This window comes from Ruegeria sp. CJ6 (assembly GCF_056536665.1).
The window spans coordinates 570,161-596,373 of record NZ_JBQFQB010000001.1; the positions used below are offsets into that span (position 1 = coordinate 570,161).

Here is a 26,213-nt window from a genome sequence, read left to right on the forward strand (position 1 = left end):
ATGCAGCAGATAATGATGCAAGTTTTCCGGTTCATGTGCTTTGCCTAGCACGGGATTGATGCTGAGCCAAGCCTTGAGTTTCAACCTCCACAGAGGCAGTCTGCCCACCATGACCCGTGATTACGTCAATTCCCTATGCGCAGACCTGCCCGGTGCCGAACTTTCGGACCCTTGGGGTGGCGGCCACGACGCATGGAAAGTTGGCGGCAAGATGTTCGCCTGCGTCGGTTCGGTCGGGGATGGTGTATCGGTCAAGACACCCGACATTGAGACCGCGCAGATGTTGATCGACGCAGGGATTGGCACCAAGGCCCCGTATTTTCACCGCAGCTGGGTTCGCCTGCCGTGGGAAACCGCCGCCGACGAGATGCAACATCGCCTGATCACCTCATACGATATCGTCCGTGCATCGCTGACCAAGAAGATACAGGCGAGTTTGCCACCGCGAAGCTGATTGACAAAATTGCTGTGCTTTGCCCCATTCGGCGTCATAGCCGGTCGGGAGAATCCCTTGAAACTATCGCATCGCATTACGCATCTGACCGAGGGTGGATCAGACGGCTGGGAGGTGTTCATCCGCGCGCGTCGGATGATTGCCGAAGGCCATGCCGTTACCGAGTTGACGATCGGCGAGCATGACATTCGGACCGATCAGTCAGTATTGTCGGCCATGGAAAGTTCGGCCCGCAGCGGGCACACAGGATACGCGATGGTTCCGGGCACTGATCTGCTGCGTGATACTGTGGCCGCCCGTGTCCAAATGCGAACAGGTGTAGCGACCACACGCAACAACGTTATCATCACCCCTGGCGGTCAGGCCGCGTTGTTTGCGGCGCACACCGCGCTTTGCGATCCGGGCGATATCGCGCTCTACCTGGATCCGTATTATGCCACCTACCCCGGCACGATCCGTGGCGTTGGAGCGGTAGCCAAACGCATAGAAACACGCGCCGAAGATTTGTTCCAACCTCGCGCTTCCGATATCGATGGCGCGGCAGGCGGGGCGGTGTCGCTGCTGATAAACTCCCCAAACAATCCAACTGGTGTGGTCTATTCCGCCGAAACACTTTCTGCCATCGCCGAGGTTTGTCAGCGCCGCGATCTATGGCTGATTTCCGATGAAGTCTACGATACTCAGGTTTGGGAGGGTGAACACCTGTCACCGCGCGCCCTACCCGGCATGGCTGAGCGCACTCTGGTCGTGGGTTCAATGTCGAAATCTCATGCCATGACTGGCTCGCGTTGTGGGTGGATCGTTGCTCCGGAAGGCGTGATCGACCACCTGATCAACTTGGCAACACACACAACCTATGGTGTGCCCGGCTTTATACAGGATGCGGCCAACTATGCGCTGAGCGTGGGACAACCTCTCGAAGACAAAATTGCCGCGCCGTTTCGCCGCCGCCGCGCTCTGGCGATTGAAGTGCTGGCTGCGCAGCAGGTCGTCACCTTAATACCGGCGCAAGGCGCGATGTATCTGATGCTGGATATCCGGGCTACGGGTCTTAGCGGTGATGTGTTCGCAAATGCGCTGCTGGACACGCATGCCATCGCTGTGATGCCCGGTGAAAGCTTTGGTTCTGCCGCCGCAGGTCACATCCGCGTGGCCATGACAATCGATGACGAGAAATTCGTCACATCGCTACAGACCCTATGCGAATTTGCCGCTCAATTGGCAGAGGGATGACAATCGACCACCGAGTTTCAGAAGCGGAATGTGGTGCGCAAGTTGAACACATTTGCGTCGAGGCTTCGACCAGACTCCGGTATATCATCGAAGTTCTGCCGCAGCGCTTCGCCACTGATTACAAACCGTTCGCCAAGCGGATAGGCAACACCGATCCCGTAGACGGCTGCCGTATCACTGTCACCCGACGTACTGGCCCGCGCGGTTCCCAAGACAACATAGCCAAGGGCTGATCCAAAGTCGTAGCCGCCGCGCAACTTCAATCGCGACATACTATCAAGGCTTCCTTCGGATTGTCCCAGATCAAGATTCAGGCGGTTATATTCCAACTCACCGCCAAGTACGAAATTTCCAAAATCATAGTCGTATCCGATCAGCGGGCCAAAACTGCCCCCGCTTCCGCCTGCCCCTCCGGACCCATCAACATCTGCATAACCAAAGCTGAAACCAGCGTACGCGCCTGTCCAGTCTTCTGCCACAACCTGCCCAGCACCTGTTATCAGTGCTGCGGCGAGTGCGGCCAGTAATGACTTCATGCAGACCTCCAAACATCCGTTGCCGGTTTGGGCGCATCCCCGAGGCAGCGATCTGCTGATCAGCCAACCCCAGTATTTACTTAAACCTAAGATACAAATCCAAATAACTACGTGCAGATTAACAGATTCTTACCGCAATTGGAAAAAAACATTTAGTCACGAGGATTTGCGCCCAGTTCATTTTGACTGATGGCCCAATAAAATTAGTCCAAAGTCGCAAACAGAACAGATTGTCCAGAAGTGCATTGAAACAATGGGCGCATCAGACTGAGGAAGTTGATGCATAACGAAGCTTGGAAAATTCGACTGGTTAGCCGCACCATTGGTGCGGATCGCGGTCGTGCGGCACGAGGACGGCCAGCACTGGTCTAGGTACACTCACCCACAACGTACTTTTTTGACCGGACACACACATGAACGAACAAACCCGAAACTCATCCCGCAGCGGTGGCCGCGCCGCGCGTCGTGCCGCCCGTGCGTCAGCTCTTCCGGAACATCTTCGCCCGATTCGGCCTGGTATGGAGGGCGGAACCCTGAAGGTTCTGACCCAAGCACAGATCGAACGCATCCACGAGGCCGCTCTGACCGCACTGGAAACCATCGGCCTTGCTGATGCGCCACAAAGTGGGATCGACTATCTCGTGGCTGCGGGATGCACCTTGGGCGACGATGGCCGCATCCGCTTTCCGCGCGCATTGGTCGAGGACACAATCGCCAAGGCCAATCGCTCGATCACTCTGCACAGCCGGGACGGCAAATCGGATCTGGAGCTGTCGGGAACGCGTGTCCATTATGGCACCGCAGGCGCAGCGGTCAGCATGGTCGACGTGCATGGGCAGGAATATCGCGACTCGACCCTGCAGGACCTGCATGACGCGACTCGCATCTGTGAACAGCTTGAAAACATTCACTTTGTTCAACGCCCCATGGTGTGCCGAGATATCGCCGACAACCTTGAGATGGATCTGAACACGGTCTACGCCACCACCTCAGGCACGTTCAAACACATCGGTACGTCGTTCACAGAGCCCAGCCATGTGGCCCCCGCCATCGAAATGCTGCACATGATCGCGGGCGGAGAGGACAAGTGGCGCGAGCGGCCCTTCATGTCCAATTCCAACTGCTTCGTTGTGCCTCCGATGAAATTCGCCACCGAAAGCTGCGAGGTGATGGAAGAATGCATCAAGGCCGGAATGCCGGTTTTGTTGCTTTCTGCGGGCATGGCAGGAGCTACCGCACCCTCGACCGTTGCCGGAGCGATCACACAAGCCACCGCCGAATGTCTGGCGGGTTTGGTTTATGTAAACGCCGTAAAGCCCGGTGCACCCGCGATTTTTGGCACTTGGCCTTTTGGTCTGGACCTGCGCACCGGTGCCATGTCCATCGGATCGGGTGAACAAGCTCTGCTAACCGCGGGCTGCGCGCAAATGCACCAGTTCTACGATCTGCCCGGTGGTGCCGCAGCTGGTGCATCGGACGCGAAATTGCCCGACATGCAGGCCGGTTGGGAACAAATGTGTTCGAACGTCATGGCTGGGCTGTCAGGCCTGAACATGGTGTATGAAGCCGCAGGCATGCATGCCTCGTTGCTGGGGTTCTGCCACGAGAGCCTGATCCTGAGCGATGACCTGATCGGACAGGCACAGCGCTGTGTGCGCGGAATTGAGGTCACGGACGAGACGCTGGCACTGGACCAGATGGCCGAAGTCTGCATGGGTGGTCCTGGGCATTATCTTGGCACCGATGCGACGCTAGGCCGTATGCAGGCAGATTACGTCTATCCTACCTTTGGTGACCGATCATCTCCGAAGGAATGGGTTGAGCTTGGCAAACCGGACCTGATCGAAAAGGCAGTGAAGCGGAAGGAAGAAATCCTCGCCGTGCCATCCCCGGCCAGATTCGACCCGCTTCTGGACGCGGAAATTCGCGGCAAGTTCAACATTTACTTATCCGCGTAAGGCACTGAAAAATAAGCGGCCCGGAGCTTCCGGGCCGCCCGTATTCCTGCTTGATCAGCCGTTGGACGGCGGCAGCAGGCCCGCTTGTTCAGCGATGGTGATCTCATCCTGATCTAGCGCACCGTCGCCGTTTGCGTCCATCTGCGCAAAGCCTTCGGCATCAACGTCAGGCACGACGGCCTGAACTTCATCGATCGTCAGTACTCCGTCGCCGTTGGTATCGGCGGCGCTTTGGCCAACGGCCAATGTCGGCAGGCCAAGTGCGAAGGTTGAGATAAGGGCCATTATTTGCGGTTTCATGTTATGCCTCCTGATTGCGTTTTCTTGAGTGTTTGCGTCCGGACAAGCGCCAAAAAAAGGCCGTCTTGAAAGCGTGTCACCCGCTCAGATTGATATGACCGCATTCGAGCCAATCTCTGCGTGTTTGACTGAGTCGCATTTGCGGAGGCTTGCCGGGCGAAATGGCCAGGACAGGTTTCGGCAACTCTTGCCCGATCCAAACAGGATGATCCGGCAATGCCCTGCTCAAATCCACGACTCGGGGTTGAAAAAAGAGAGGGGGCCGAAGCCCCCTGTCAGTTTCGCCTTCCAGGCTCATTTCGTTGACCGCCCGGTGTTTTTTTGCCTGCGGCCTGGACTGCGCATGGGACGAGCGCACCCGTCCCGTGAGAGAGTGGGAGGGAGCAAATATTCCGCCCCACCCTGTTCCCGGCCGACACGGGCATGTCGGCCGAGTGAAACAAGGCATCGATGGTAAGTCTCAGCGCCTTGCTTCGTATTCGTCGGGGTCGGTACCTGTGGCAGCTATCCGACCCCTGCACCCCGGGTTGCCGGGGCGCTAAACTCAGCTACACCCGCTGGTCGCGCCGCAGGTGTTGCATTTCATGCAGGTGCCGTTGCGCACCAGCGTGTAGTTTCCGCATTCGCCGCATGGATCGCCCTCGTACCCTTGCATCTTGGCTTTGGTACGTGCGTCCATGCTGGTTGCGACGGCTGTTTCAGCCGGTGCTTCGAACGTAGCTGCGGTTTCCGCCATGCCCGTCACGTCGGCTTGACCACCATTGAAGACCATCAGATCCTGCGGTAGCCGCTTGCGCAGATACCCAGTCGAGCTGATTTGTTTCAGCACTTCCAGAGATTTGGTTGCCGCGCTTTCACTGATTTCCGATACGTTGGACAGACCATCCTCTTCGCCGCGACCCAGATCGTCGAAGGTTGCGCCTTCGGGTTTGACATGGGCCAGATCGGTGCGATCCAGATAGGACACAGCCAGTTCACGGAAGATGTAATCAAGGATCGACGTCGCGTTCTTGATCGAGTCGTTGCCCTGAACCATCCCCGCCGGTTCGAACTTGGTGAAGGTAAAGGCGTCGACGAATTCTTCCAGCGGCACCCCATATTGCAGGCCGACCGAGACTGCGATGGCAAAATTATTCATCATCGCCCGGAAGCCAGCGCCTTCCTTGTGCATATCGATGAAAATCTCGCCCAACTTACCGTCTTCGAACTCACCGGTGCGCAGATAGACCTTGTGGCCACCGACGATTGCCTTTTGGGTATAGCCCTTCCGGCGATGCGGCAGTTTCTCGCGATGGCTGCGGATCATTTCTTTGACCACAACCTTCTCGATTACCTTCTCGGCCAGAACGACAGCTTTCTCATGCGTCGAACCGCTTTCCAGCACTTCCGCCGCCTCGTCGTCATCCTCGACCAGCGCTGCTGCCAAAGGCTGCGACAATTTCGAGCCGTCACGGTACAGGGCATTGGCCTTCACACCCAGCGACCAGCTGAGTTCATAGGCCTTCTGGCAATCCTCGATGGTCGCGTCATTGGGCATGTTGATCGTTTTACTGATCGCGCCCGAGATAAAGCTCTGCGCTGCCGCCATCATAGTGATGTGGCTATCAACCCCAAGGAAACGCTTGCCTTTCTTGCCGCACGGGTTGGCGCAGTCGAAGATCGAATAGTGCTCTTCCTTCAGATGCGGCGCACCTTCCAGCGTCATGGTCCCGCAGACGTGGTCGTTTGCCGCGTCGATATCCGCCTTGGTAAAGCCCAGATGGCGCAGCAGATCGAAGGTCGGGTCATTCAGCTTGGTCGCCGGGATGCCCAGAACACCGGTGCAGAAGTCCTCGCCCAGCGTCCACTGGTTGAAGACGAACCGGATGTCGAACGCGCTTTCCAGTGCGGCATCTACTTTTGCCAACTCGTTCGGGCCAAAACCATGACCAGTCAGCGAGGTGTGATTGATCCCCGGCGCATTGCCGATGGTGCCGTGACCAACCGCATAACCCACAATCTCTTCGATCTGAGCCGAGGAATAGCCCAGTTTCTCAAGCGCCGAAGGCACCGAGCGGTTGATGATCTTGAAGTAACCGCCTCCCGCAAGCTTCTTGAACTTAACCAGCGCAAAATCCGGTTCGATCCCGGTCGTGTCGCAATCCATCACCAGACCGATGGTGCCGGTTGGTGCGATAACTGTGGCCTGCGCGTTGCGATAACCGTTCTTTTCGCCGAGGCTCAGCGCTTCATCCCAAGCTGACATGGCCAGATCGATCAGACGTTTGTCCGGGCAATTGTCGTGATCCAGAGGCACCGGCTTAACAGCCAGTTTTTCATAACCATCGGTCACTCCTTGCGACGCACGACGGTGGTTGCGGATGACGCGCAGCATGTGGTCTGCGTTGCGCTCATATCCTTTGAACGGGCCAAGCTCGCCTGCAATCTCTGCCGAGGTCGCATAAGCCACACCGGTCATGATCGCGGTCAGCGCGCCACAGATCGAACGCCCCTCATCCGAGTCGTAGCTGTAACCCATGTTCATCAACAGGCCGCCGATGTTGGCGTATCCCAGCCCCAAGGTGCGGAAGTCGTAAGAGAGTTTCGCAATTTCCTTAGACGGGAACTGCGCCATGGTCACCGAGATTTCCAGCGTCAGCGTCCACAGACGCGAGGCATGCATATAGTCTGCCGCCTGGAACTCACCATCCTTAAGGAAAGTCAGCAAGTTCATCGACGCCAGGTTACAGGCCGTATCATCGAGGAACATGTATTCCGAGCACGGGTTCGATCCGCGAATCTCGCCGTCTTCCGGGCATGTATGCCATTCGTTGACGGTGTCGTGGAACTGAATGCCCGGATCGGCACAGGCCCATGCGGCGTGGCCCACCTTTTCCCATAGATCACGCGCCTTGACGGTGCGGGCGACCTTGCCATCGGTCCGGTTGATAAGTTCCCAATCGGCATCCTTCTCAACAGCGGTCAGGAACGCGTTGGTCACACGGATCGAGTTGTTCGAGTTTTGACCCGAGACCGAGCTGTAGGCTTCCGAATCCCAGTCAGTATCGTAGGTTGGGAACTCGATGCTGTCGTGCCCCTGCCGCGCATAATCGAGAACGCGCTTGATGTAAGTCTCCGGGATGGCGACCTTTTTCGCCTCACGAACGGCCTTTTTCAGGCTGTCGTTCTTGTTCGGATCATAGGCGTCATCAGCAGCGCCGTCCCATGAGCGAATGGCCTCGAAAATGCCGTTCAGCATCTTCTCGTGCATCTTCGATCCGGCAACGATCGAGGCCACTTTCTGCTCTTCGATCACCTTCCATTCGATGAATTGCTCGATATCGGGGTGATCTGCATCGACGATTACCATCTTTGCTGCCCGACGGGTTGTCCCGCCTGATTTGATCGCGCCAGCGGCGCGGTCGCCGATCTTGAGAAAGCCCATCAGGCCCGAGGATTTGCCGCCACCCGACAGCGCCTCACCTTCTGCGCGCAAGTGGCTAAAGTTGGTCCCGGTACCCGAGCCGTATTTGAACAGGCGCGCCTCGCGCACCCACAGATCCATGATGCCGCCTTCGTTCACCAGATCATCATCGACGGACTGGATGAAACATGCATGCGGCTGCGGATGCTCATAGGCGGATTTCGATTTGGTCAGCTTGCCGGTTTTGTAGTCAACATAGTGGTGCCCCTGCGCCGGGCCATCGATCCCATATGCCCAGTGCAGACCGGTGTTGAACCACTGCGGCGAGTTCGGAGCTGCGCGCTGGGTCGCGAGCATATAGCGCATCTCGTCAAAATAGGCGCTCGCGTCCTCTTCAGTCGAGAAATAGCCGCCCTTCCAGCCCCAATAAGCCCACGCGCCGGCCAGACGATCAAAAACCTGTTTCGATGAGGTTTCGCCATCAAATTCAGCATCTTCCGCAGGAACCGATCGCCACAGGAATTCGGGAACGTCCTTTTCCTTAACCTTCTTCAGTTTGGAAGGAACACCGGCCTTGCGGAAGTACTTCTGTGCGATGACATCGCTAGCCACTTGGCTCCATTTTGCAGGCACTTCGATCTCGTCCAGACGGAACACGATTGTGCCATCCGGATTGCGAATCTCGGATGTTGCGGACACAAAATCCAGATCGCCATATGCATCCTGTCCCGGTTTGGTGAATTTTCTTTCAATCTTCATGTCCGCTGCCCCAGCTTCGATCTGTCCAAATTTCAAGTCCCGGCACTAAATCTTGATGCTGCGGGGTGCCGCCCGCACTACCGACGAATTTGAGACGCAAGGGACCGGACGCTGTCTAGAACAGCGCAGAACCGCGAATACGGTCTACGTCATAGTGGTATGCTTTCCGTCCCTCGCCCGATGCCTTTTCCGGTCATTGCCTACCAGATTTAGTGGCTCGTCTTTCGGCCCATACAATCTGACGTATATTCCCATAGTTGGTCAACGGGCTTTTTCGGTCATTTTTGGAATCTTTTAGCTTGACCTGTTTTGCTGAACCGGCGGAATTTCGCCGCATCGCGATTCCTCCACAGACATGTCCCGGACGACCAGCCCATTCCGCCTTGATGTGTCAGAGTGATTTCTCGTGTTTTCCGCCACAGTTAGAGGTCATTGATCAACCGATCCCGCGTTAAGGACATGTTCAGAGAATCATCGTCACGACATCGCAGCGCGTGCCATACTTAAAATCACACGACATTTCTGGATGGGAAATCTACTCTACATGCGTTTGATTTCATTGTTAACTATTGTGGTGCTAATCGTGTCCTGCACATCACAGGAAGCACCACCTGCATCTCGCAGCGCGCAATTCGACGGTTATCCGCAGAACCTTTTCAATTCCTTCAGGACCGACTGCGCGGGGCCGGGCGACAAGTATATCAAGACCACCGCAAGCATCTTTGAATGCCGCGAGACCTTGCCGCCCGAGGCAACGGCGTATTTGATTCTCAGCTTCAACGGTTATCCGCAGAACTTGCCGCAGATCGTAACGCGACTGAGCTCGACCAAGAATCAGGCCGGGTATCGCGTGGACGCAGAGTTGTACTTTCTGGTTCCGCAGAAAGATGGTTCAACTCTTAGAATACCTATTGAAAGCAAAGATTTGGACAGGGATTTTTCCAAACTCTACACCGACTATGGCGGAACGCCAGTGTAGAGGAAAAATGGTCGGGGCGGCAGGATTCGAACCTACGACCCCCTGTACCCAAAACAGGTGCGCTACCAGACTGCGCCACGCCCCGGACCGTGCGCCTTCCTAAACGTGCCGATCTGATTTGAAAAGCCCTAACAGGGCCAAATTGCAGGACCTTGCGAAAAAACTTCGTGGCGCATCTGCGATCCAGGCCGAATGGCGTAACGCTCGGCTAGGCCAGCGTTGATTTCCAAGACTGCATAAACCGAATCGCCGCCTTCGATTGGGCTCAGATCCCCCGGAATTGCACCTTCGTGCACACGCGTCACAGTGCCCGCGCGATCAACAAAGATCATATCAAGCGGAATCAGGGTATTCTTCATCCAGAACGCAACAGGTTGAGGGGGATCAAAAACAAACAACATACCAGATCTGTTGGGCATGCTTTCGCGAAACATCAATCCGCGCGATCGCTCTTTCGGTGTGATGGCCAGTTCAACGTCGAAGCGAACCTCTGCCAGATCATTTCGAAGCTCGACACGATCCGGACGGCATTCAGCCCGCGCGATCCCGCCAATCAAAAAACTCAGGAGCGCCAGTACGAAAGCCGTTCTCATCATTCAGAACCTAGTCGTTCAGGGCCGCTTCCCAGGCCAGAACCTGCGCGGCCATTCTTCCGCGCTTGCCATCAATGACCCGCATGGCCAGCGCTTCGCCCGGTTGCAGATCTGCCAACCCAGAACGACGTAGCACCTCGATATGCAGGAATACGTCTTCACTGCTGCCGAAAACATTGGCAAAGCCAAACCCTTTGCCCTTGTCGAACCATTTGACGCGCGCAGCCTCAAGCGGAGCGCTGCCGATCACGGTTGGATCAAGCTCGGCAAAATCGGCCAACATCATAGTTTCCGCGCGAACAGGCGGGTCAACACTGATCACTTCGACCGCTTGAACACCGCGATCAGTTTTGTGGGTCATGATCTCGATGCCGGCGCCATCCGCGACCGAGCTTTGCCCGAAGTTTCGCAGCACGTTGACGTGCAACAGAATGTCCGGGCCGCCTTCGTCAGACACAACAAATCCGTATCCCTTGGCGGGATCGAACCATTTTACGTGTCCACGGACGCGGTACATGCTGTTCAGATCTTCTGGCACTGTTTTCCCATTACGATAGGCAAGTCGTTAAGGGTTTCTTGTTTATGTTTTGGCTCGCAAATTCAAGCTGAAAAAAGCTATTGTCTGCAAACAGTTGCATTTCACGCAACGCGAACGTCATGGATTTAACCTCAGCACTTGCCAGTCGGAATCGACATTTTGTCGCTTCCACTGAAACCTGTCATGCAACCGGAAGGCACCATCGGCCCAGAACTCGACTTCGACAGGTGTTACACGGTATCCCCCCCAAAATTCAGGGCGAGGCGGGTTGGTACCCAACTTTGCGGTCACTTTAGCCACTTCGGCCATCAGGGATGCACGACTTTCCAGCGGTTGCGACTGGTGTGACGCCCAAGCACCCAAGCGGCTTTTGAGCGAGCGCGAGGCGTAGTATGCGTCCGCCTGCGGCCCATCTTCCTTGGTGATTGTACCACGAACACGGATTTGTCGCCGCAAAGATTTCCAATGCATCACAAAAGCCGCTTTGTGGGCGCTATCCAACTCCTGAGCCTTGGCGCTGTGATAGTTCGTATAGAAAACAAACGCGTCCTTCTCGATTTCCTTCAGCAGAACCATACGGGCATTCGGCAAACCTTCCGGGTCCACGGTTGCCAAAGCAATCGCATTAGGATCATTCGGTTCGGTCTTTTCTGCCTCGGCCAGCCACCGATCCGCGATTTCAAACGGATCAGCCCCGGCGAAGATGCCATTATGCTCGTTCATTTCCATCCCCAGGAAACAATTAACATGACCCTAAGGCGAGAACCCGCTGCGGGCAAGAGCGCATGGCCTTGAAGCAGGACAATCAATGGCATAAACCAACCGAACACAATGCGACGACAGGCGGAGAACCGAAGATGTCAAATCAGTTGATGGCCGGAAAACGCGGCCTCATCATGGGACTGGCCAATGACAAATCAATCGCATGGGGTATCGCCCGCGCCTTGTCCGACGCCGGGGCCGAGCTGGCCTTTTCCTATCAGGGGGACGCCCTGAAAAAACGCGTCGATCCATTGGCGGCGCAGTTGGGCAGCGAGATCGTTTTGCCCTGTGACGTCAGCGACGAAGAATCAATTAATGAACTCTTCAGCGCGCTGGAAAAGAAATGGGGTAAACTGGATTTCGTCGTCCACGCTATTGGCTTTTCTGACAAGAACGAATTGCGCGGGCGCTACGTCGACACATCGCGCGCGAACTTTAACCTGACGATGGATGTTTCGGTCTACTCTTTCACCGCCGTTATGCAGCGCGCGGAGAAAATGATGAACGAAGGCGGCAGTGCGATCACCCTCACCTATTACGGCGCTGAACAGGTCATGCCACACTACAATGTAATGGGTGTTGCAAAAGCCGCCCTTGAGGCATCCGTAAAGTATCTGGCCGAGGATTTGGGCAAAGACGGCATTCGCGTGAATTCGATCTCGGCAGGCCCGATCAAAACGCTCGCGGCCAGCGGCATCGGCGATTTCCGTTACATCATGAAGTGGAACGAGTATAACTCGCCCCTGCGCCGGAATGTGACCATCGATGATGTTGGTAAATCGGCCCTGTATCTGCTGTCTGATCTCAGCAGCGGAGTGACAGGTGAGAATCTGCACGTGGATTCAGGCTATCACATCGTCGGAATGAAGGCCGTCGACGCGCCGGACGTTGAAAAAGGATAACAGACCATGAGCGCCAAGGACCGCCTGCCACACGAAAAAGGCTTCCACATCAGCTGGGATCAGATTCATCGCGACTCGCGCGCTCTTGCGTGGCGTCTGGATGGGCAAGGACCAGATGACGGCGCTTGGCGTGCAGTCGTAGCAATTACACGTGGCGGCATGGCCCCCGCGATGATCGTCAGCCGCGAACTGGATATCCGTACGGTCGATACTGTCAGCGTGAAATCCTATCATCATCAAGCGCAGGGCGAAGCAGAAATTCTCAAAGCGCCCAATGCTGATCTGATGGGTGATGGCACCGGTATTCTGATCATCGACGATCTGGTCGATAGCGGCAAAACGCTGGAACTGGTGCGCGAGATGTTCCCCAAAGCGCATTTCGCGACCGTATACGCCAAGCCCAAGGGCCGTCCGATGGTAGACACCTTCATTACCGAGGTCAGTCAGGACACATGGATTTTCTTCCCATGGGACATGGCGCTGCAATATGTCGAACCCTATCGGGGCACCGATTAATCAAGCGTTTCAACTAAGCGCTGAAATCACGGACTCACCATGACAATGACCCGCACTGCCGCCACCTTTGCCCCTCCGGTGATGGAGGCACGCCGTTGGCTGGACGGGGTCGAGTTCGCAGTTGACCGTCCGTTGATCAATGTCAGTCAGGCGGCTCCGGTCGATCCGCCCCCGTTAGCGCTGCGGCAAGCAATGGCCGAATTCGCGGTCGAGCAGGACAGCGCGCATCTATACGGCCCGGTTCTGGGCAACGATGACCTGCGGTCCGAACTCGCGGCTCAGATCAGCGCACATTATGCGGCTGAGGTATCGGCGAATCAGATCGCAATCACCTCGGGTTGCAATCAGGCCTTTTCAGCCGTGATTTCGGCAATTACCGATCAGGGGGATGAGGTGATCCTTCCGACCCCTTGGTATTTCAATCACAAGATGTGGCTGGATATGGCTGGGGTAAAAACCGTTGATTTGCCCACAGACGATGATTTGCTTCCCGATCCGGAACGGGCCCGCGCCCTTATCACCGAAAAGACACGGGCGATTTCGTTGGTGACGCCGAATAATCCCGGTGGTGTCGAATATCCTGCGGACTTGGTGCGCCGCTTCTATGATCTTGCGAGGGAAACGGGGCTTCGTCTTTTGGTTGACGAAACCTATCGCGATTTCGACAGTCGATCAGGCGCGCCTCATGACCTGTTCCAGCAATCGGGTTGGGACGATACGTTTGTCCATCTCTACTCGTTCTCAAAAGCCTATCGCCTGACCGGTCACCGTGTCGGCGCGATTTCAACCAGCCCCGCCCTGTTGTCGGAGATCGAAAAATTTCTGGACACGGTCGCAATCTGCCCCGGCCAGATCGGCCAGTTTGCCGCGCTTTGGGGCATGCGGAACTTGACCCAATGGGTTGCGGGTGAACGAGATGAAATTCTCGACCGAAGAGCGGCCATCGCGGAAGGAATGCCACGCCTTGAAGACAAAGGCTGGCGTCTTTTGGGACTTGGCGCTTACTTTGCCTACCTCGAACATCCCTTTGGCATCGCTTCCGACGAATTGGCCCGACGGCTGGTACCCGAGGCAGGTATACTGCTTTTGCCGGGTACCATGTTCATGCCAGAGGGCGATTCCGCGGGAAAGCGGCAGGTTCGCGTAGCATTTGCCAACCTTGACCGCGCCGGTATCGCGCAATTGTTCGACCGATTGCACGGCTTGTCCTTCTAAGCTTGCCCCCCGGCTGCACGCATCGTATTCAGGGCCGCAACCGACTGGGCAGACATTTGCCGACAAAACCAAGAGGGCACCATGGCCGCAGGCATGAAAAACCTATCCAAAACCTTTGTCTGGATTCTCATGGGTCTTTTGATGCTGGGCCTTGCGGGCTTTGGCGCCACCAGCCTGACCGGAACCGTTCGTACGGTTGCGCAGGTCGGTGATGAAAGCGTTTCGGTCGACGCGTATTTTCGTGAGCTTCAGCGCGAGATCCGGGCCGTCGAAGCGCAAACCGGACAGGCAATGCAGATTTCGCAGGCACATGATCTTGGCCTTGATCAACTTGCCCTTTCGCGCCTGATCGCACTGGCCGCAATCGATAACGAGGTCGGACAGCTTGGCATTTCGATCGGTGACGAGAACCTGCAGGACGAGATTGTACAGATACCGGCGTTCCAAGGTGTAAACGGTACATTCGACCGCGAAGCCTATCGCTTTCAGCTGGAACAGGTCGGAATGACCGATTCCGAATTCGAATCGGATCTGCGCAAAGAATCTTCACGCACCATCGTTCAGGGCGCGGTCATGAGCGGTGTTGAAATGCCCCGTACGCTGACCGAGGCTTTGTCGAACTATGTGCTGGCCCGCCGCAGCTTTACCGTGGCGACGCTGTCTGCCGACCTTCTCGAAACGCCCGTGGCCCAACCCACAGACGCGCAGATTCAGACATATTACGATGAGAATACCGATCAGTTCACCCTGCCCCGCACCAAGCAACTGACCTACGCCATTCTGTCGCCCGACATGCTGCTCGATACGATCGAAGTGGACGAAGATTCTCTGCGCCGTCTATACGACCAACGCGCTGACGAATTTTTCCAACCCGAGCGCCGCTTGGTCGAGCGTCTGCCCTATCCCAGCGAAGAATCCGCAACCGAGGCGCTGGCACAACTTGAAGTTGGCGGGGCCGATTTCGAACAGTTGGTCCGCGAACGTCAGCTTGAGCTGAGCGATGTTGATCTGGGCGATGTCACCCGTGAAGATCTGGGCGATGCAGCCGACGCCGTGTTTGCCGCCGAGATCGATGATGTGGTCGGCCCGCTTCCCACGGTGTTCGGCCCTGCCCTGTTCCGGATCAATGGATCGCTGGCCGAGAACAATGTCAGTTTCGAAGACGCCGAACCCGAACTTCGTGCAGAACTCGCCGCCGACCGAGCGCGCCGTCAGATCGAAGCACAGGCCGAAGACATCAACGACCTGCTTGCAGGCGGCGCAACACTGGAAGAACTGGCCGGTGAGACCGAGATGGAACTGGGTCAGATCGACTGGACCCAGCAAAGCGACGATGGCGTTGCCGCGTATGACGGCTTCCGCTCAGTCGCTGAGGCTGTGCAAGAAGGTGATTTCCCAGAGGTCGCGTTCCTTGAAGATGGTTCGATCTTTGCGCTGCGCTTGAATGAAGTGCTGGAACCGCGCCCGGAACCTCTGGAAAGCGCCCGTGACCGTGTCGCCGAGGCATGGCTGCAGGTAGAAACTGCGAAAGCGCTGCAAAATCAGGGCAACACGGTTCTGACCCAGCTGGCAACAGATGGCGACTTTACCGCCACTGGCCTGCCCTTCCGCGTCGAAAATGCGCTGACACGTACCGCATTCCTCGAAGATGTTCCCGTGGACTTCATGACTCAGGTGTTTGAAATGGACCCTGGTGAGCTGCGTGTCATTCCCGGAAACGGTAACGCCCTGATCGTGCGTCTGGATGAAGAGCTACCTCCGGCGGAAACCGATGAGCAACGCCAGATGCAGGATGCACTGGCTGCGCAATTGAGCCAGGCGCTGGCGCAGAACATCTTTGACATCTATGTGCGCAATGCCCAGACACGCGCACGCCCTGTGCTGGATCAGCAAGCGCTGAACGCGGTACGGGCCAGTTACTAAAAGAGACAGAACATGGCCCTGACCCCGGATTTCGAGAGTTTCGCGCGCGCTTATGATGCGGGCGAAAATCAGGTCGTCTATACCCGCCTCGCCGCTGATCTCGATACGCCGGTTTCACTGATGCTGAAACTGACAGGCGCTCAGAAAGACGCCTTCATGCTCGAGTCGGTAACCGGGGGTGAAGTGCGTGGGCGCTATTCGATCATCGGAATGAAGCCCGATCTGATTTGGCGCTGTCAGGGCGAGACATCGGCCTTGAACCGATCAGCCCGCTTCGATGCCGAGGCGTTCGAGCCACAGGATGGCAACCCGATGGACAACTTGCGCGCCTTGTTGGCTGAAAGCCGCATCGCGCTTCCCGATGACCTGCCGCAGGCCGCCGCTGGCCTGTTTGGCTATCTGGGCTACGACATGGTCCGGTTGGTGGAATACCTGCCGAATGTGAACCCTGACCCGTTGGGCCTGCCCGATGCGATCATGCTGCGCCCCTCGGTCATTGCTGTGTTGGACGGCGTCAAAGGCGAGGTTACCGTGGTGTCGCCCGCATGGGCCAGCGAGGGCCAAAGCGCCAAAGCCGCCTATGCGCAGGCCGCCGAGCGTGTGATGGATGCCGTGCGTGATCTTGAGCGTGCCATGCCGGCCGAGACGCGCGATCTGGGTGACGCAATTGAAGTTGGGGCTCCTGTCTCTAACTTCACCAAATCGGGCTATATGGAAGCCGTTGAAAAGGCAAAGGAATATATCCGTGCGGGTGATATCTTTCAGGTCGTCCCGGCCCAACGCTGGACACAGGATTTTCCACAACCGCCATTTGCCCTCTACCGCTCGCTGCGGCGTACCAACCCATCGCCATTCATGTTCTATTTCAACTTCGGCGGCTTTCAGGTCGTAGGCGCAAGCCCAGAAATTCTGGTGCGTGTCTTCGGCAATGAGGTCACGATCCGCCCAATCGCGGGTACCCGCCCGCGTGGCGCGACGCCCGAAGAAGACAAGGCCAACGAAATCGACCTGCTGGCCGACAAGAAAGAACTGGCCGAGCACCTCATGTTGCTGGACCTGGGCCGCAATGACACCGGGCGTGTTTCTAAGATTGGAACCGTGCGTCCTACCGAAGAGTTCATCATCGAGCGCTACAGCCACGTGATGCACATCGTATCAAACGTGGTCGGTGAACTGGCCGAAGACAAGGACGCATTGGACGCGTTCTTTGCCGGGATGCCTGCAGGCACGGTATCAGGCGCGCCCAAAGTGCGCGCGATGGAGATCATCGACGAGTTGGAGCCTGAAAAGCGCGGCATCTACGGTGGCGGTGTCGGGTATTTCAGCGCAGGCGGCGACATGGATATGTGCATCGCGCTGCGGACGGCCATTGTGAAAGACCACAAACTGTATATCCAAGCTGGAGGCGGCGTTGTCTATGACAGCGACCCAGAAGCGGAATATATGGAGACCGTCCATAAATCGAACGCCATTCGCGGCGCGGCTGCGGATGCGGCGCGGTTTACAGGCAGCGGAAACAGCTAGTGGGGTGGCGGATGGTCGCTTCCGTCACCCGTCCGTCAGCGATCCGGCAACGCCCTGCTGGACTTCTTTCATCATCACGGCAGAAATTGGGGCCATCGCCACGCGGCTGCCGCGATCCTCAAGCCCCCACAGCAACAGAGCCGAGATCGTCTCGGGACGCAGACGACCCAGCATCACCACGGCACCTTCCTGTCCGGCGCGGAAGGCTGCCTGATCCAGAAAACGCCGCATGATCTTGGGGTCCTGTTTGGCACCATCGAAATCGCGGAACACTACGCTGGATGGAATGCCATTGCGCGCTGCAAGCTTTTGCGCAGTGTTTAGACCATTGTCCTGCGTCACCAGCCCGCGCCCGGTATCTCCGGCAATCGCCGCAACCTGATCAGCCAGCTTTCGGTTGCCCTGAATGCCGCTTCCGACACCTTCCAGAATGCCAACGGTTTGAGGCAATTGATCCAACCACACCGACAACGACACCTCAGCGTCCTGAGCACTGGCGGCTTCGTGCATGTCAACCAAGGCCAATACTTCAAATCCAGCCTCGCGATGACGGGCCATTTTTTCCGCTGCATTCGGGTCAGACGGGCTGACGGCAAAACTTAGCGGGTATGGGAAATCCTTCAACGCCTCGGCCCCAAAAGCCCCTTCATCATCGATCAGAATGATCGACATCAATGGCTTGGATTCTGGGTTTTCGAAGGTGGCAGCATGTGCTTCGATGGGCTTGGCCACCACTTCTGGAGTAATCACGGCTTGTTCGACGGGCGGGTCATCCCTCTCGGTTAGGGGCACGACACGCTTGCCGATCAACGAACCGGAACCTGTAACCCCCTCTCCGCCAATTTGCGGCAGGGTCAATACGCGCGGCTGACGTACAGGGCGGGTATCTTCTTCACCCTCAACCGCGATTGGATTTTCATCAGGTACGGGTTCCGCTTCCTCAGCCTCTGGCGCGGCATCCGGCACTTCGACGGTCTCAGGCTGCAGGGCTGCGACCTGAGGGACCTCCTTGGGCGTTTCTTCCGCAACCTGCGGTTCCGGGGCTTCCTCGGGCGCAGGCGCTGCTGGAGCGTCCGCGAGCGCTGCCGGTTCGGCTTCCTGTTGTGGCGAGGTCGGTTCGGCAAGTGGATTTGGCGGTGCCGCGGGCGCTTCGGTTTGAACGGTCACGTCAGAAGATGAGATCGCTGCAGGTGCCTCGGCTACGGTCGGTGCTCCACCCGCCTCAGGACGGGCACCGGGCTCAAGCTCGATACCTGCCAAGCCATCCAGCGAATCTGATGATAGATCCGGGGTTTCAGGGCCGGATGGTGGCAACTGAACCAGATCGGCATCGGCATTGCTTTCTTCAACTTTCGCAGCCTCCAGGGGCTGCGGAGTATCAGCCACTTCGGGCGCGGTTGCCGTCACATCTGGTTTACGTGACAAAGGAGTTGTCAGCGAAAGAACCGCGCCCAGTGCCAATACCGAGACCGCCCCGGCGATCACTCCACCGTAAAATCCGCTCATCGAAATCTCGCCTCTCGCGTTGTTTCGTGCCTCATCCACCCAGACGCCATCTTCCGCGGCGCTCACCCGCACGGTGTCAAGTTGGGTATGTCCTCTTGACGCTGCCGCACAAGCCTGAGCATGTATGTCCCGACATTATACCGCGCTCAGGGACTGCATCGCCAGCCCGAAATGCCCATAGGAAGATAAGTGCCCAAATGCTGCTGCTGATCGACAACTATGACTCGTTTACCTACAACCTCGTTCATTATCTGGGTGAGCTCGGGGCCGAGATGGTCGTGCGCCGGAATGACGCGCTGGATGTACAGGAAGCAATGGCGATGAACCCGGCTGGTATTCTGCTCAGCCCCGGCCCTTGTGATCCCGATCAGGCGGGCATCTGTCTGGCCCTGACCGAAGCCGCGGCCGAGACGCAAACACCGCTGATGGGGGTCTGTCTGGGGCATCAAACCATCGGTCAGGCATTTGGCGGCAAGGTTGTGCGCTGTCATGAGATCGTGCACGGGAAAATGGGCACGATGAAACACACCGGCAAAGGTGTATTCGCTGGCCTGCCCTCGCCCTTCGAGGCCACCCGGTATCATTCGCTTGTCGTAGAACGCGAAAGCCTGCCCGATTGCCTTGAGATCACGGCCGAGCTTGAGGATGGCACGATTATGGGTCTGCAGCACAAAGAACTGCCGATCCACGGCGTCCAGTTTCACCCGGAATCCATCGCGTCCGAGCATGGTCACGCCCTGCTCAAGAACTTCCTGAACGAAATGAAAGTCCCCGCATGAGCGACGCTCTGAAACCTCTGATCGGTGCTGCGGCCGATCGACCTTTGACCCGTGCCGAGGCTGAACAGGCCTTTGGCATCCTCTTTGATGGGGCCGCCACGCCCAGCCAGATCGGCGGGTTGCTGATGGCAATGCGCACGCGCGGCGAGACGGTCGAGGAATACGCCGCCGCCGCTGCCGTAATGCGCGCGAAATGCAATGCAGTGAAAGCTCCCGCTGGCGCGATGGACATCGTTGGCACGGGGGGCGACGGCAAAGGAACACTCAATATCTCGACAGCCACGGCTTTTGTGACGGCTGGCGCCGGTGTCACCGTTGCAAAACACGGTAATCGGAATCTGAGCTCGAAATCCGGCGCAGCAGATGCTCTTGGGCAGCTTGGTATTAACGTTATGGTTGGCCCGGAAGTTGTTGAAAAAGCGCTGAAAGAAGTCGGTATCGGTTTCATGATGGCCCCGATGCACCACCCGGCGATCGCCCATGTCATGCCCTCGCGGCAAGAACTGGGTACGCGCACGATTTTCAACATTCTGGGGCCCCTGACCAACCCCGCCGGAGTGAAGCGCCAACTGACCGGTGCGTTCAGCCGCGACCTGATCCGCCCGATGGCCGAAACTCTGGGTCTGCTTGGGGCTGAACATGCCTGGCTAGTCCACGGCTCAGACGGTACGGATGAGCTTACGATCACCGGGGTCAGCTGGGTCGCATCAGTTGAGGACGGCGTTGTCAAAGAGGTCGAGCTTCACCCCGAAGATGCAGGCCTTCCGGTGCATCCGTTCGAAGATATCATCGGCGGCACGCCCGAAGAGAACGCGGTCGCCTTCCGCGCCCTGCTGGATGGGGCACCTTCAGCCTACCGCGACGCGGTGTTGCTAAACTCGGCAGCGGCGCTGGTCGTTGCAGATGCGGCAAGCGATCTGCGCGAGGGCGTTGCGATGGCCACAGAAAGCATTGACAGCGGCAAGGCCCGTGAAAAGATCACCGCGCTGGCGCGCATTACACAGGAAGCCGCATGACCGAGACCGTTCTGGACAAAATCAAAGCGTACAAGCTGGAAGAGATCGCTGCGGATAAGGCGCATAAGCCTCTGGAAACACTAGAATCTGAGGCACGGAACGCACCCGAGGTACGCGGTTTTGCCGAAGCCCTGCATTCGGCTATGCGCAAGGGGTACGGATTGATCGCCGAGGTCAAAAAGGCCAGCCCGTCCAAAGGTCTGATCCGCGCTGATTTCGATCCGCCCGCGCTTGCCAAAGCTTATGAAGAGGGCGGCGCGGCTTGCCTGTCGGTTCTGACGGACACGCCTAGCTTTCAGGGCGACAAATCCTTTCTGACCGAAGCGCGCGCGGCCTGTTCGTTGCCAGCATTGCGGAAGGACTTCATGTACGACCCCTATCAGGTGGTCGAAGCGCGTGCATTGGGTGCGGATTGCATCCTGATCATCATGGCATCGGTCAGCGATGCACAGGCCGCCGAGCTTGAGCAAACCGCGTTTGACTGGGGCATGGATGTTCTGATCGAAGTGCACGACGCCGATGAACTTGCACGCGCATCGCAGTTGAAAAGCCCGCTTATCGGGATAAACAACCGCAATCTCAAGACGTTCGAGACGACCCTCGATACCACCCGCCACCTTTCAAAGCTGGTTCCAGCGGATCGCACGATCGTCTGCGAGAGCGGCCTGAGCACTCCGGCGGACCTCGCCGATATCGCCCGCTACGGTGCGCGCTGTTTCCTTATTGGTGAAAGCCTGATGCGTCAGGATGATGTAGCTTCGGCAACTCGAGCACTGCTCGCCAACCCGCTCATTCCCGGAGTGATGTGATGCCGCTGACCCATTTTGATGCCAAAGGTGAGGCCCATATGGTGGACGTGTCCGACAAGGCTGTCACCGACCGGGTTGCGGTTGCATCTGGATACATCAAGATGGCGAAGGAAACCTTTGATATCATTTCAGAAGGACGCGCTAAGAAAGGCGATGTTCTTGGTGTTGCCAGACTTGCGGGCATAATGGGCGCCAAGAAAACGCCTGACCTGATACCTCTGTGTCATCCGCTGCCCGTGACCAAAGTCGCCATTGAACTGAGCTTAGACCCGGACCTTCCCGGCGTTCAGATTGAAGCGACTGTAAAGACTTCCGGCCAGACCGGCGTAGAGATGGAAGCGCTGACAGCAGTCTCGACAGCCGCACTGACGGTTTATGATATGGCGAAGGCCGTGGACAAATCGATGGAGATCGGCGGCATTCGTGTTCTACTGAAAGACGGCGGAAAATCAGGGCGTTACGAGGCATCATGATCTCGGTTGAAGAAGCGCGGGCTCTGCTGTTCGATCTGGTCTCACCGCTGCCCGCAGAAACGGTTGCCCTTGCCGAGGCTGCCGGTCGTATCCTGGCAGAAAACGTTGCAGCAACGCGTGATCAGCCGCCCTTTGCTGCGTCATCGATGGATGGGTACGCCGTCAGGGCGGCCGAAGTCGAACTGCATGCAATGTTCAAAGTGGTTGGCGAAGCAGCGGCCGGACGTCGCTTTGCTGGAAGCGTCGGACCCGGCCAAGCTGTGCGGATATTCACTGGTGCGCCTATGCCGGATGGTGCAGATTTCGTCGTCATACAGGAAGATGTCGACCGACGCGGTGATCTGATCACCATAATCGACGCCCCCGGTGAAAAGACCAATATCCGCCCTGCGGGGATCGATTTCAGCATCGGTACGCAGATCACGGCCCCGCGCCAGCTCAGACCCGAAGATGTCGCATTAATGGCAGCGATGAACATCGCTTCGGTCCCTGTGACCCGCAAACCCGTGGTTGCACTAATCTCAACCGGTGACGAACTGGTGATGCCCGGAGAAACACCCGGCCCCGATCAGATCATCGCCTCAAATACCTTTGGTCTTAAGGCGTTACTGGAAGATGCTGGCGCACAAGTTCGTGTACTTCCTATCGCACAAGATACCTTAGCGTCATTAGAAACAGCTTTTGGCTTGGCACAGGGCGCTGACCTCGTGGTGACCATCGGAGGGGCGTCGGTTGGCGAGTACGACCTGGTTGCGGATGTCTCGGAAGGTCTTGGGCTGAAGCAATCGTTCTACAAGATTCGCATGCGACCGGGTAAACCACTGATGGCCGGGCGGCTTGGGGATGCTGCGATGGTCGGTCTACCCGGAAACCCGGTCAGTGCCATGGTGTGCGGTTACCTGTTCCTCATCCCAATGGTGCGCCGCATGTTGGGGATTGAACAGGCCCTACAGCCATTCCAACGCGCCCGCCTTTCTGCCCCGCTCGGAAAAAATGGCCCGCGTGAGCATTATATGCGGGCGGTGTTGGACAACGGCGGCATCCGCGCCTGTGATGATCAGGACAGCTCGCTGCTAAGTGTTTTGGCGCAAGCCAATGCACTATTGGTACGCCAACCCCACGATCCCGCGCGCGAGGCCGGGGATGAGGTCCTTTACCTGCCGATCCAGCAAATCCGTTGACACAAAACGTGAACATGCGTAGAACAAAAGAAAACGCATGAGCGACGAGGTATGAGCAATGCTGACCAAGAAGCAATTGGATTTGCTGGAATTCATCCACAAACGCGTGCAAGCGGACGGTGTTCCGCCCAGTTTTGATGAGATGAAGGCCGCGTTGGATCTACGGTCAAAATCCGGGATTCATCGACTGATCACCGCGCTTGAAGAACGTGGCTTTATCCGCCGCCTTGCCCATCGGGCTCGTGCCATCGAAATTGTCAAGCTGCCAGAAAGCCTTGGGGGAGAGCCCACGGCAGGTTTCAAACCGCGTGTGATTGAAGGCGATCGCCCTGAAGGTCCACGCCCCGCGAACTTTGAACCCGTCACAGTTGATGCGATGGAATTGCCTGTTATGGGCCGGATTGCTGCCGGTGTACCGATCGAAGCGATCAGCCATGTTTCGCACCGCGTTGCGGTACCGGGCTCGATGGTTTCGGGCCGTGGTGAACATTATGCGCTTGAGGTTCGTGGCGACTCGATGATCGACGCCGGTATCAACGATGGCGATGTCGTGGTGATCCGCGAAACAACGGCCGCTGACAACGGTGACATCGTGGTGGCATTGGTGGAAGATCAGGAAGCCACGCTGAAACGGTTTTTCCGCCGAGGTCAGGCCATTGCGCTGGAAGCGGCAAATCCGGCCTATGAGACCCGCGTGCTGCCAGAGGACAAGGTGAAAGTTCAGGGCCGCCTGGTAGGCTTGATCCGAAGCTACTGAGGCAGCTTGGGGGACCATAGGCGGCGGCCTGAGATACCAGAACTCGCGAACAAACGCCCCTTGGATAACGCAAGACTGCCTGTCTTCCGCAGAAATTCCGTATCGTAAACGCTGCATTCACCGGTCAAAGTCAACGACACCGGGGCGACAATGATCTGATCTTTCCTGCATTCCTGAAAGGCGCTCGCAGCCCGCTTGCCAGTCAAGTGGACAAGCTCTTTGTCTCCCAGAAGAAAACGTTGAATTCCCGCTGATGCCTCTGGCCATCGCAAAGCGGCCTTTGGTTGATCTGCCCCGTCCCCGTCATTTTCCAGCCACACCGACGCGACAAATCCGCTACCTTTCGGTTTGCTCAGCGCGCGCCCGTGTTCAGTCATCACTCCGACCAGCCCGCCGGTATCGGCGATCAGCACGTCTGGGCGGCTTCCCTGACCCCACAGCGCTATCGCTAATGCTGCCGGAGCGATGCCGAGCCACCGTGCGCGCCCTTGCCACAGCATTAGCCACAGAAGAGACAGAGCCAGAGCAGGCAATACGAAATAGTCTGGGCTTACTACGTACCCGCGCGCGCCCTCCAGTCCCGCGACCCAATTGGCAACGGTAAGGATCCATCTCAGCCCAAGACCCATTACGTGCAATGCAATCGCTTCAAGCCCAAAAGGTGCAAGAAGGGCGGCGACCACCGCACTTGGAACGACCAGCGTTCCCATGACGGGCACGGAGACGAGATTTGCCAACAACCCATAGTGCGAAATAGCGTTAAAATGCGCCGCCCCGATCGGAGCTGTCGCGATCCCCGCGATCGCCGAGGATGTCAACAAGGCCAGCACAGGCCGCAGCCACTTTGGGCCTGGCATTGGGCCATAGTCCCGCAATGCGCCGAACCCTGCGACCAAGGCGGTTGTAGCAGCAAAAGACATCTGAAATCCGGGGCTCAATAGAGTTTCCGGGCGCAAGGTAAGAACAATCAGCGCAGCCATGGCCACCGCCCGCAATGAAATCGCGCGCCGGTCCAGCAATACGGCCCCCAGCATAACGCAGACCATCACAAAGGCGCGCTCAGTCGCGACGTTCCCACCAGACAGAAGCAGGTAGATTGTCGACGCGAATAACGCACAGAGCGCGGCCACCTTGCGTACGGGCATGCGAAGCGCGAGGACAGGTACCATTGAGAACCCCATGCGGCACGCCACAAAAACGAAACCGGTCAGCAAACCCATGTGCAGGCCCGAAATCGCCAGAAGATGAGCCAGGTTGGACGCGCGCAACGCCTCTAACGAGGCCTGCCCCATCCCGCTGCGATCACCGGTAGTTACGGCGGCGGCAAAGCCCCCGACTTCGCCCGGCAGGATCGTGCGCACCCGATCCGAGATCTCCATGCGCCAGGCCGTGATACGCACTCCGTCCAAACCATCTTGCGCCGCAGCCGACGTCAGGACCGGAACCCGAGTGTATCCGACAGCGCCGAGTTGCTGGAACCAGGCGTGGCGGCGAAAATCAAAACCTCCGGGTTCAACTGGCCCTTGCGGCGGCGAAAGATGTGCTGTGGTCATAATCCGCTGACCCGGGGACAACGCAACTGACTCCCCGTGAATAGACAGCCGGATGCGCCGGGGTCTTTGATCAGCAGGAACGTCCCCGATCCGCACCTGATCCAATGTCACCCTCAGCGCATCCGACGCAGAGCGGTCCAGCGCTACGACCCTCCCCTCGACCGGGCCATAGTAACGCCATTGCAGGACCGGCTCCGCAACCATATGTGCCCGCGCCCCGGCCAGAGCGAACCCCATCGCGATCAGGGCTAAGCCAGTGGCCAGCGGTGACCACGCGGCCCCCATCCAACGGGTGGAGGCAAGCGCCAGCAAGGCAAGCGCCAGAACGCCGGCATAGAGCTCAACCTCGGGTTCGAACCTGAGGCTGAAATACCAACCAATCCCGACCGCCAGGCAGATTGGGGACCACGGAAACAAGTGTCCCCGCTGGGTCAGCAATGCGGTCTCGACCCGTGTCAGAACACGCATGGTTGCCCCCGTCCTTCGGGCTGGGTAGATAGTCGCCAAACTATGCCCGCTAAGGTTACCAAAAGGTTAATCCACA

23 protein-coding genes and 1 tRNA gene are annotated in these 26,213 nt (G+C 57.6%); 15 read left to right on the forward strand and 9 right to left on the reverse strand.

The genetic code is table 11. The annotated features are described in order from the left end of the window. The first annotated feature begins 109 nt into the window (after positions 1–109). Both ACR0BT_RS02900 and ACR0BT_RS02905 read left to right on the forward strand, forming a co-directional pair. Positions 110–454: an MmcQ/YjbR family DNA-binding protein gene (locus tag ACR0BT_RS02900; RefSeq protein ID WP_480762493.1), complete on the forward strand. Its 345-nt coding sequence runs from the start codon at positions 110–112 to the stop codon at positions 452–454. Positions 455–511: 57 nt separating this feature from the next. Beyond that, entirely contained in the window at positions 512–1,687 is a 1,176-nt protein-coding gene (locus ACR0BT_RS02905; RefSeq protein ID WP_480762494.1) for a pyridoxal phosphate-dependent aminotransferase, read from the forward strand. A gap of 17 nt (positions 1,688–1,704) precedes the next feature. Here ACR0BT_RS02905 and ACR0BT_RS02910 read toward each other — a convergent pair whose 3' ends face one another. Further along, positions 1,705–2,223, reverse strand: coding sequence for an outer membrane beta-barrel protein (locus ACR0BT_RS02910; protein ID WP_170510161.1), 519 nt, complete (start codon positions 2,221–2,223; stop codon positions 1,705–1,707). 413 nt (positions 2,224–2,636) lie between these two features. Between ACR0BT_RS02910 and ACR0BT_RS02915 the strand changes: the two genes are divergently transcribed. Further along, complete coding sequence (locus ACR0BT_RS02915) at positions 2,637–4,181, forward strand: trimethylamine methyltransferase family protein (RefSeq protein ID WP_480762495.1); 1,545 nt, start codon at positions 2,637–2,639, stop codon at positions 4,179–4,181. A 54-nt stretch (positions 4,182–4,235) separates the two neighbouring features. Here the strand turns inward: ACR0BT_RS02915 and ACR0BT_RS02920 are convergent, their stop codons facing one another. Both ACR0BT_RS02920 and ACR0BT_RS02925 read right to left on the reverse strand, forming a co-directional pair. Further along, positions 4,236–4,481 carry a CREC-EF hand family protein gene (locus ACR0BT_RS02920; RefSeq protein WP_170509731.1) on the reverse strand — a complete coding sequence of 82 codons (246 nt, stop codon included), beginning with the start codon at positions 4,479–4,481 and terminating at the stop codon, positions 4,236–4,238. Positions 4,482–5,025: 544 nt separating this feature from the next. Then, positions 5,026–8,643, reverse strand: a complete 3,618-nt coding sequence (locus ACR0BT_RS02925) for a vitamin B12-dependent ribonucleotide reductase (RefSeq protein ID WP_480762496.1) — start codon at positions 8,641–8,643, stop codon at positions 5,026–5,028. Positions 8,644–9,187: 544 nt separating this feature from the next. On the opposite strand from ACR0BT_RS02925, the gene ACR0BT_RS02930 reads away from it, so the two are divergent. Continuing rightward, complete coding sequence (locus tag ACR0BT_RS02930) at positions 9,188–9,622, forward strand: hypothetical protein (protein WP_480762497.1); 435 nt, start codon at positions 9,188–9,190, stop codon at positions 9,620–9,622. An 8-nt stretch (positions 9,623–9,630) separates the two neighbouring features. On the opposite strand, the gene ACR0BT_RS02935 is transcribed toward ACR0BT_RS02930, so the two are convergent. The 4 genes from ACR0BT_RS02935 to pdxH form a co-directional block, all read right to left on the reverse strand. Continuing rightward, positions 9,631–9,707 (reverse strand) — tRNA-Pro (locus tag ACR0BT_RS02935). Between the two features lie 43 nt (positions 9,708–9,750). Further along, a complete protein-coding gene (locus tag ACR0BT_RS02940; protein ID WP_170392984.1) occupies positions 9,751–10,218 on the reverse strand; it encodes a DUF192 domain-containing protein in 468 nt (155 codons plus the stop codon). A 7-nt stretch (positions 10,219–10,225) separates the two neighbouring features. Beyond that, a complete protein-coding gene (locus ACR0BT_RS02945) occupies positions 10,226–10,753 on the reverse strand; it encodes a cold-shock protein (RefSeq protein WP_170392983.1) in 528 nt (175 codons plus the stop codon). Positions 10,754–10,870: 117 nt separating this feature from the next. Further along, positions 10,871–11,476: a pyridoxamine 5'-phosphate oxidase gene (gene pdxH, locus ACR0BT_RS02950; RefSeq protein WP_170405948.1), complete on the reverse strand. Its 606-nt coding sequence runs from the start codon at positions 11,474–11,476 to the stop codon at positions 10,871–10,873. Positions 11,477–11,610: 134 nt separating this feature from the next. On the opposite strand from pdxH, the gene fabI reads away from it, so the two are divergent. The 5 genes from fabI (at position 11,611) to trpE (ending at position 17,595) form a co-directional block, all read left to right on the forward strand. Beyond that, a complete protein-coding gene (gene fabI / locus ACR0BT_RS02955) occupies positions 11,611–12,417 on the forward strand; it encodes an enoyl-ACP reductase FabI (protein ID WP_170405951.1) in 807 nt (268 codons plus the stop codon). 6 nt (positions 12,418–12,423) lie between these two features. Continuing rightward, a complete protein-coding gene (gene gpt / locus ACR0BT_RS02960) occupies positions 12,424–12,933 on the forward strand; it encodes a xanthine phosphoribosyltransferase (RefSeq protein ID WP_170392980.1) in 510 nt (169 codons plus the stop codon). Between the two features lie 39 nt (positions 12,934–12,972). Further along, positions 12,973–14,148: an aminotransferase gene (locus tag ACR0BT_RS02965; protein ID WP_480762498.1), complete on the forward strand. Its 1,176-nt coding sequence runs from the start codon at positions 12,973–12,975 to the stop codon at positions 14,146–14,148. Between the two features lie 81 nt (positions 14,149–14,229). Beyond that, positions 14,230–16,071, forward strand: a complete 1,842-nt coding sequence (locus tag ACR0BT_RS02970; protein WP_170646150.1) for a SurA N-terminal domain-containing protein — start codon at positions 14,230–14,232, stop codon at positions 16,069–16,071. Between the two features lie 12 nt (positions 16,072–16,083). Beyond that, the gene (gene trpE, locus ACR0BT_RS02975) at positions 16,084–17,595 is read left to right on the forward strand and encodes an anthranilate synthase component I (RefSeq protein ID WP_480762499.1); all 1,512 of its coding nucleotides are present in this window, start codon (positions 16,084–16,086) and stop codon (positions 17,593–17,595) included. Between the two features lie 24 nt (positions 17,596–17,619). Here the strand turns inward: trpE and ACR0BT_RS02980 are convergent, their stop codons facing one another. Further along, a complete protein-coding gene (locus ACR0BT_RS02980; RefSeq protein WP_480762500.1) occupies positions 17,620–19,101 on the reverse strand; it encodes a divergent polysaccharide deacetylase family protein in 1,482 nt (493 codons plus the stop codon). A gap of 197 nt (positions 19,102–19,298) precedes the next feature. Between ACR0BT_RS02980 and ACR0BT_RS02985 the strand changes: the two genes are divergently transcribed. Genes ACR0BT_RS02985 through lexA form a run of 6 tightly spaced genes read left to right on the forward strand, consistent with a single transcriptional unit; the run spans position 19,299 to position 24,116 of the window. Next, entirely contained in the window at positions 19,299–19,880 is a 582-nt protein-coding gene (locus ACR0BT_RS02985) for an anthranilate synthase component II (RefSeq protein WP_170392975.1), read from the forward strand. Beyond that, positions 19,877–20,896: an anthranilate phosphoribosyltransferase gene (trpD, locus tag ACR0BT_RS02990; protein ID WP_170465332.1), complete on the forward strand. Its 1,020-nt coding sequence runs from the start codon at positions 19,877–19,879 to the stop codon at positions 20,894–20,896. Before ACR0BT_RS02985 ends, trpD begins: the two co-directional genes overlap by 4 nt. After that, on the forward strand, positions 20,893–21,705 hold the full coding sequence (trpC, locus tag ACR0BT_RS02995) for an indole-3-glycerol phosphate synthase TrpC (protein ID WP_170405970.1): 813 nt from the start codon (positions 20,893–20,895) through the stop codon (positions 21,703–21,705). Before trpD ends, trpC begins: the two co-directional genes overlap by 4 nt. Beyond that, positions 21,705–22,178: a cyclic pyranopterin monophosphate synthase MoaC gene (moaC, locus tag ACR0BT_RS03000; protein ID WP_170405973.1), complete on the forward strand. Its 474-nt coding sequence runs from the start codon at positions 21,705–21,707 to the stop codon at positions 22,176–22,178. The genes trpC and moaC overlap by 1 nt, the downstream gene beginning before the upstream one ends. Beyond that, a complete protein-coding gene (locus ACR0BT_RS03005; protein ID WP_480762501.1) occupies positions 22,175–23,359 on the forward strand; it encodes a molybdopterin molybdotransferase MoeA in 1,185 nt (394 codons plus the stop codon). Before moaC ends, ACR0BT_RS03005 begins: the two co-directional genes overlap by 4 nt. A 58-nt stretch (positions 23,360–23,417) precedes the next feature. Further along, a complete protein-coding gene (gene lexA, locus ACR0BT_RS03010) occupies positions 23,418–24,116 on the forward strand; it encodes a transcriptional repressor LexA (protein ID WP_170392970.1) in 699 nt (232 codons plus the stop codon). Here the strand turns inward: lexA and ACR0BT_RS03015 are convergent. Next, positions 24,110–26,137, reverse strand: coding sequence for a ComEC/Rec2 family competence protein (locus ACR0BT_RS03015; protein ID WP_480762502.1), 2,028 nt, complete (start codon positions 26,135–26,137; stop codon positions 24,110–24,112). The genes lexA and ACR0BT_RS03015 overlap by 7 nt on opposite strands. Between the last annotated feature and the right edge of the window lie 76 nt (positions 26,138–26,213).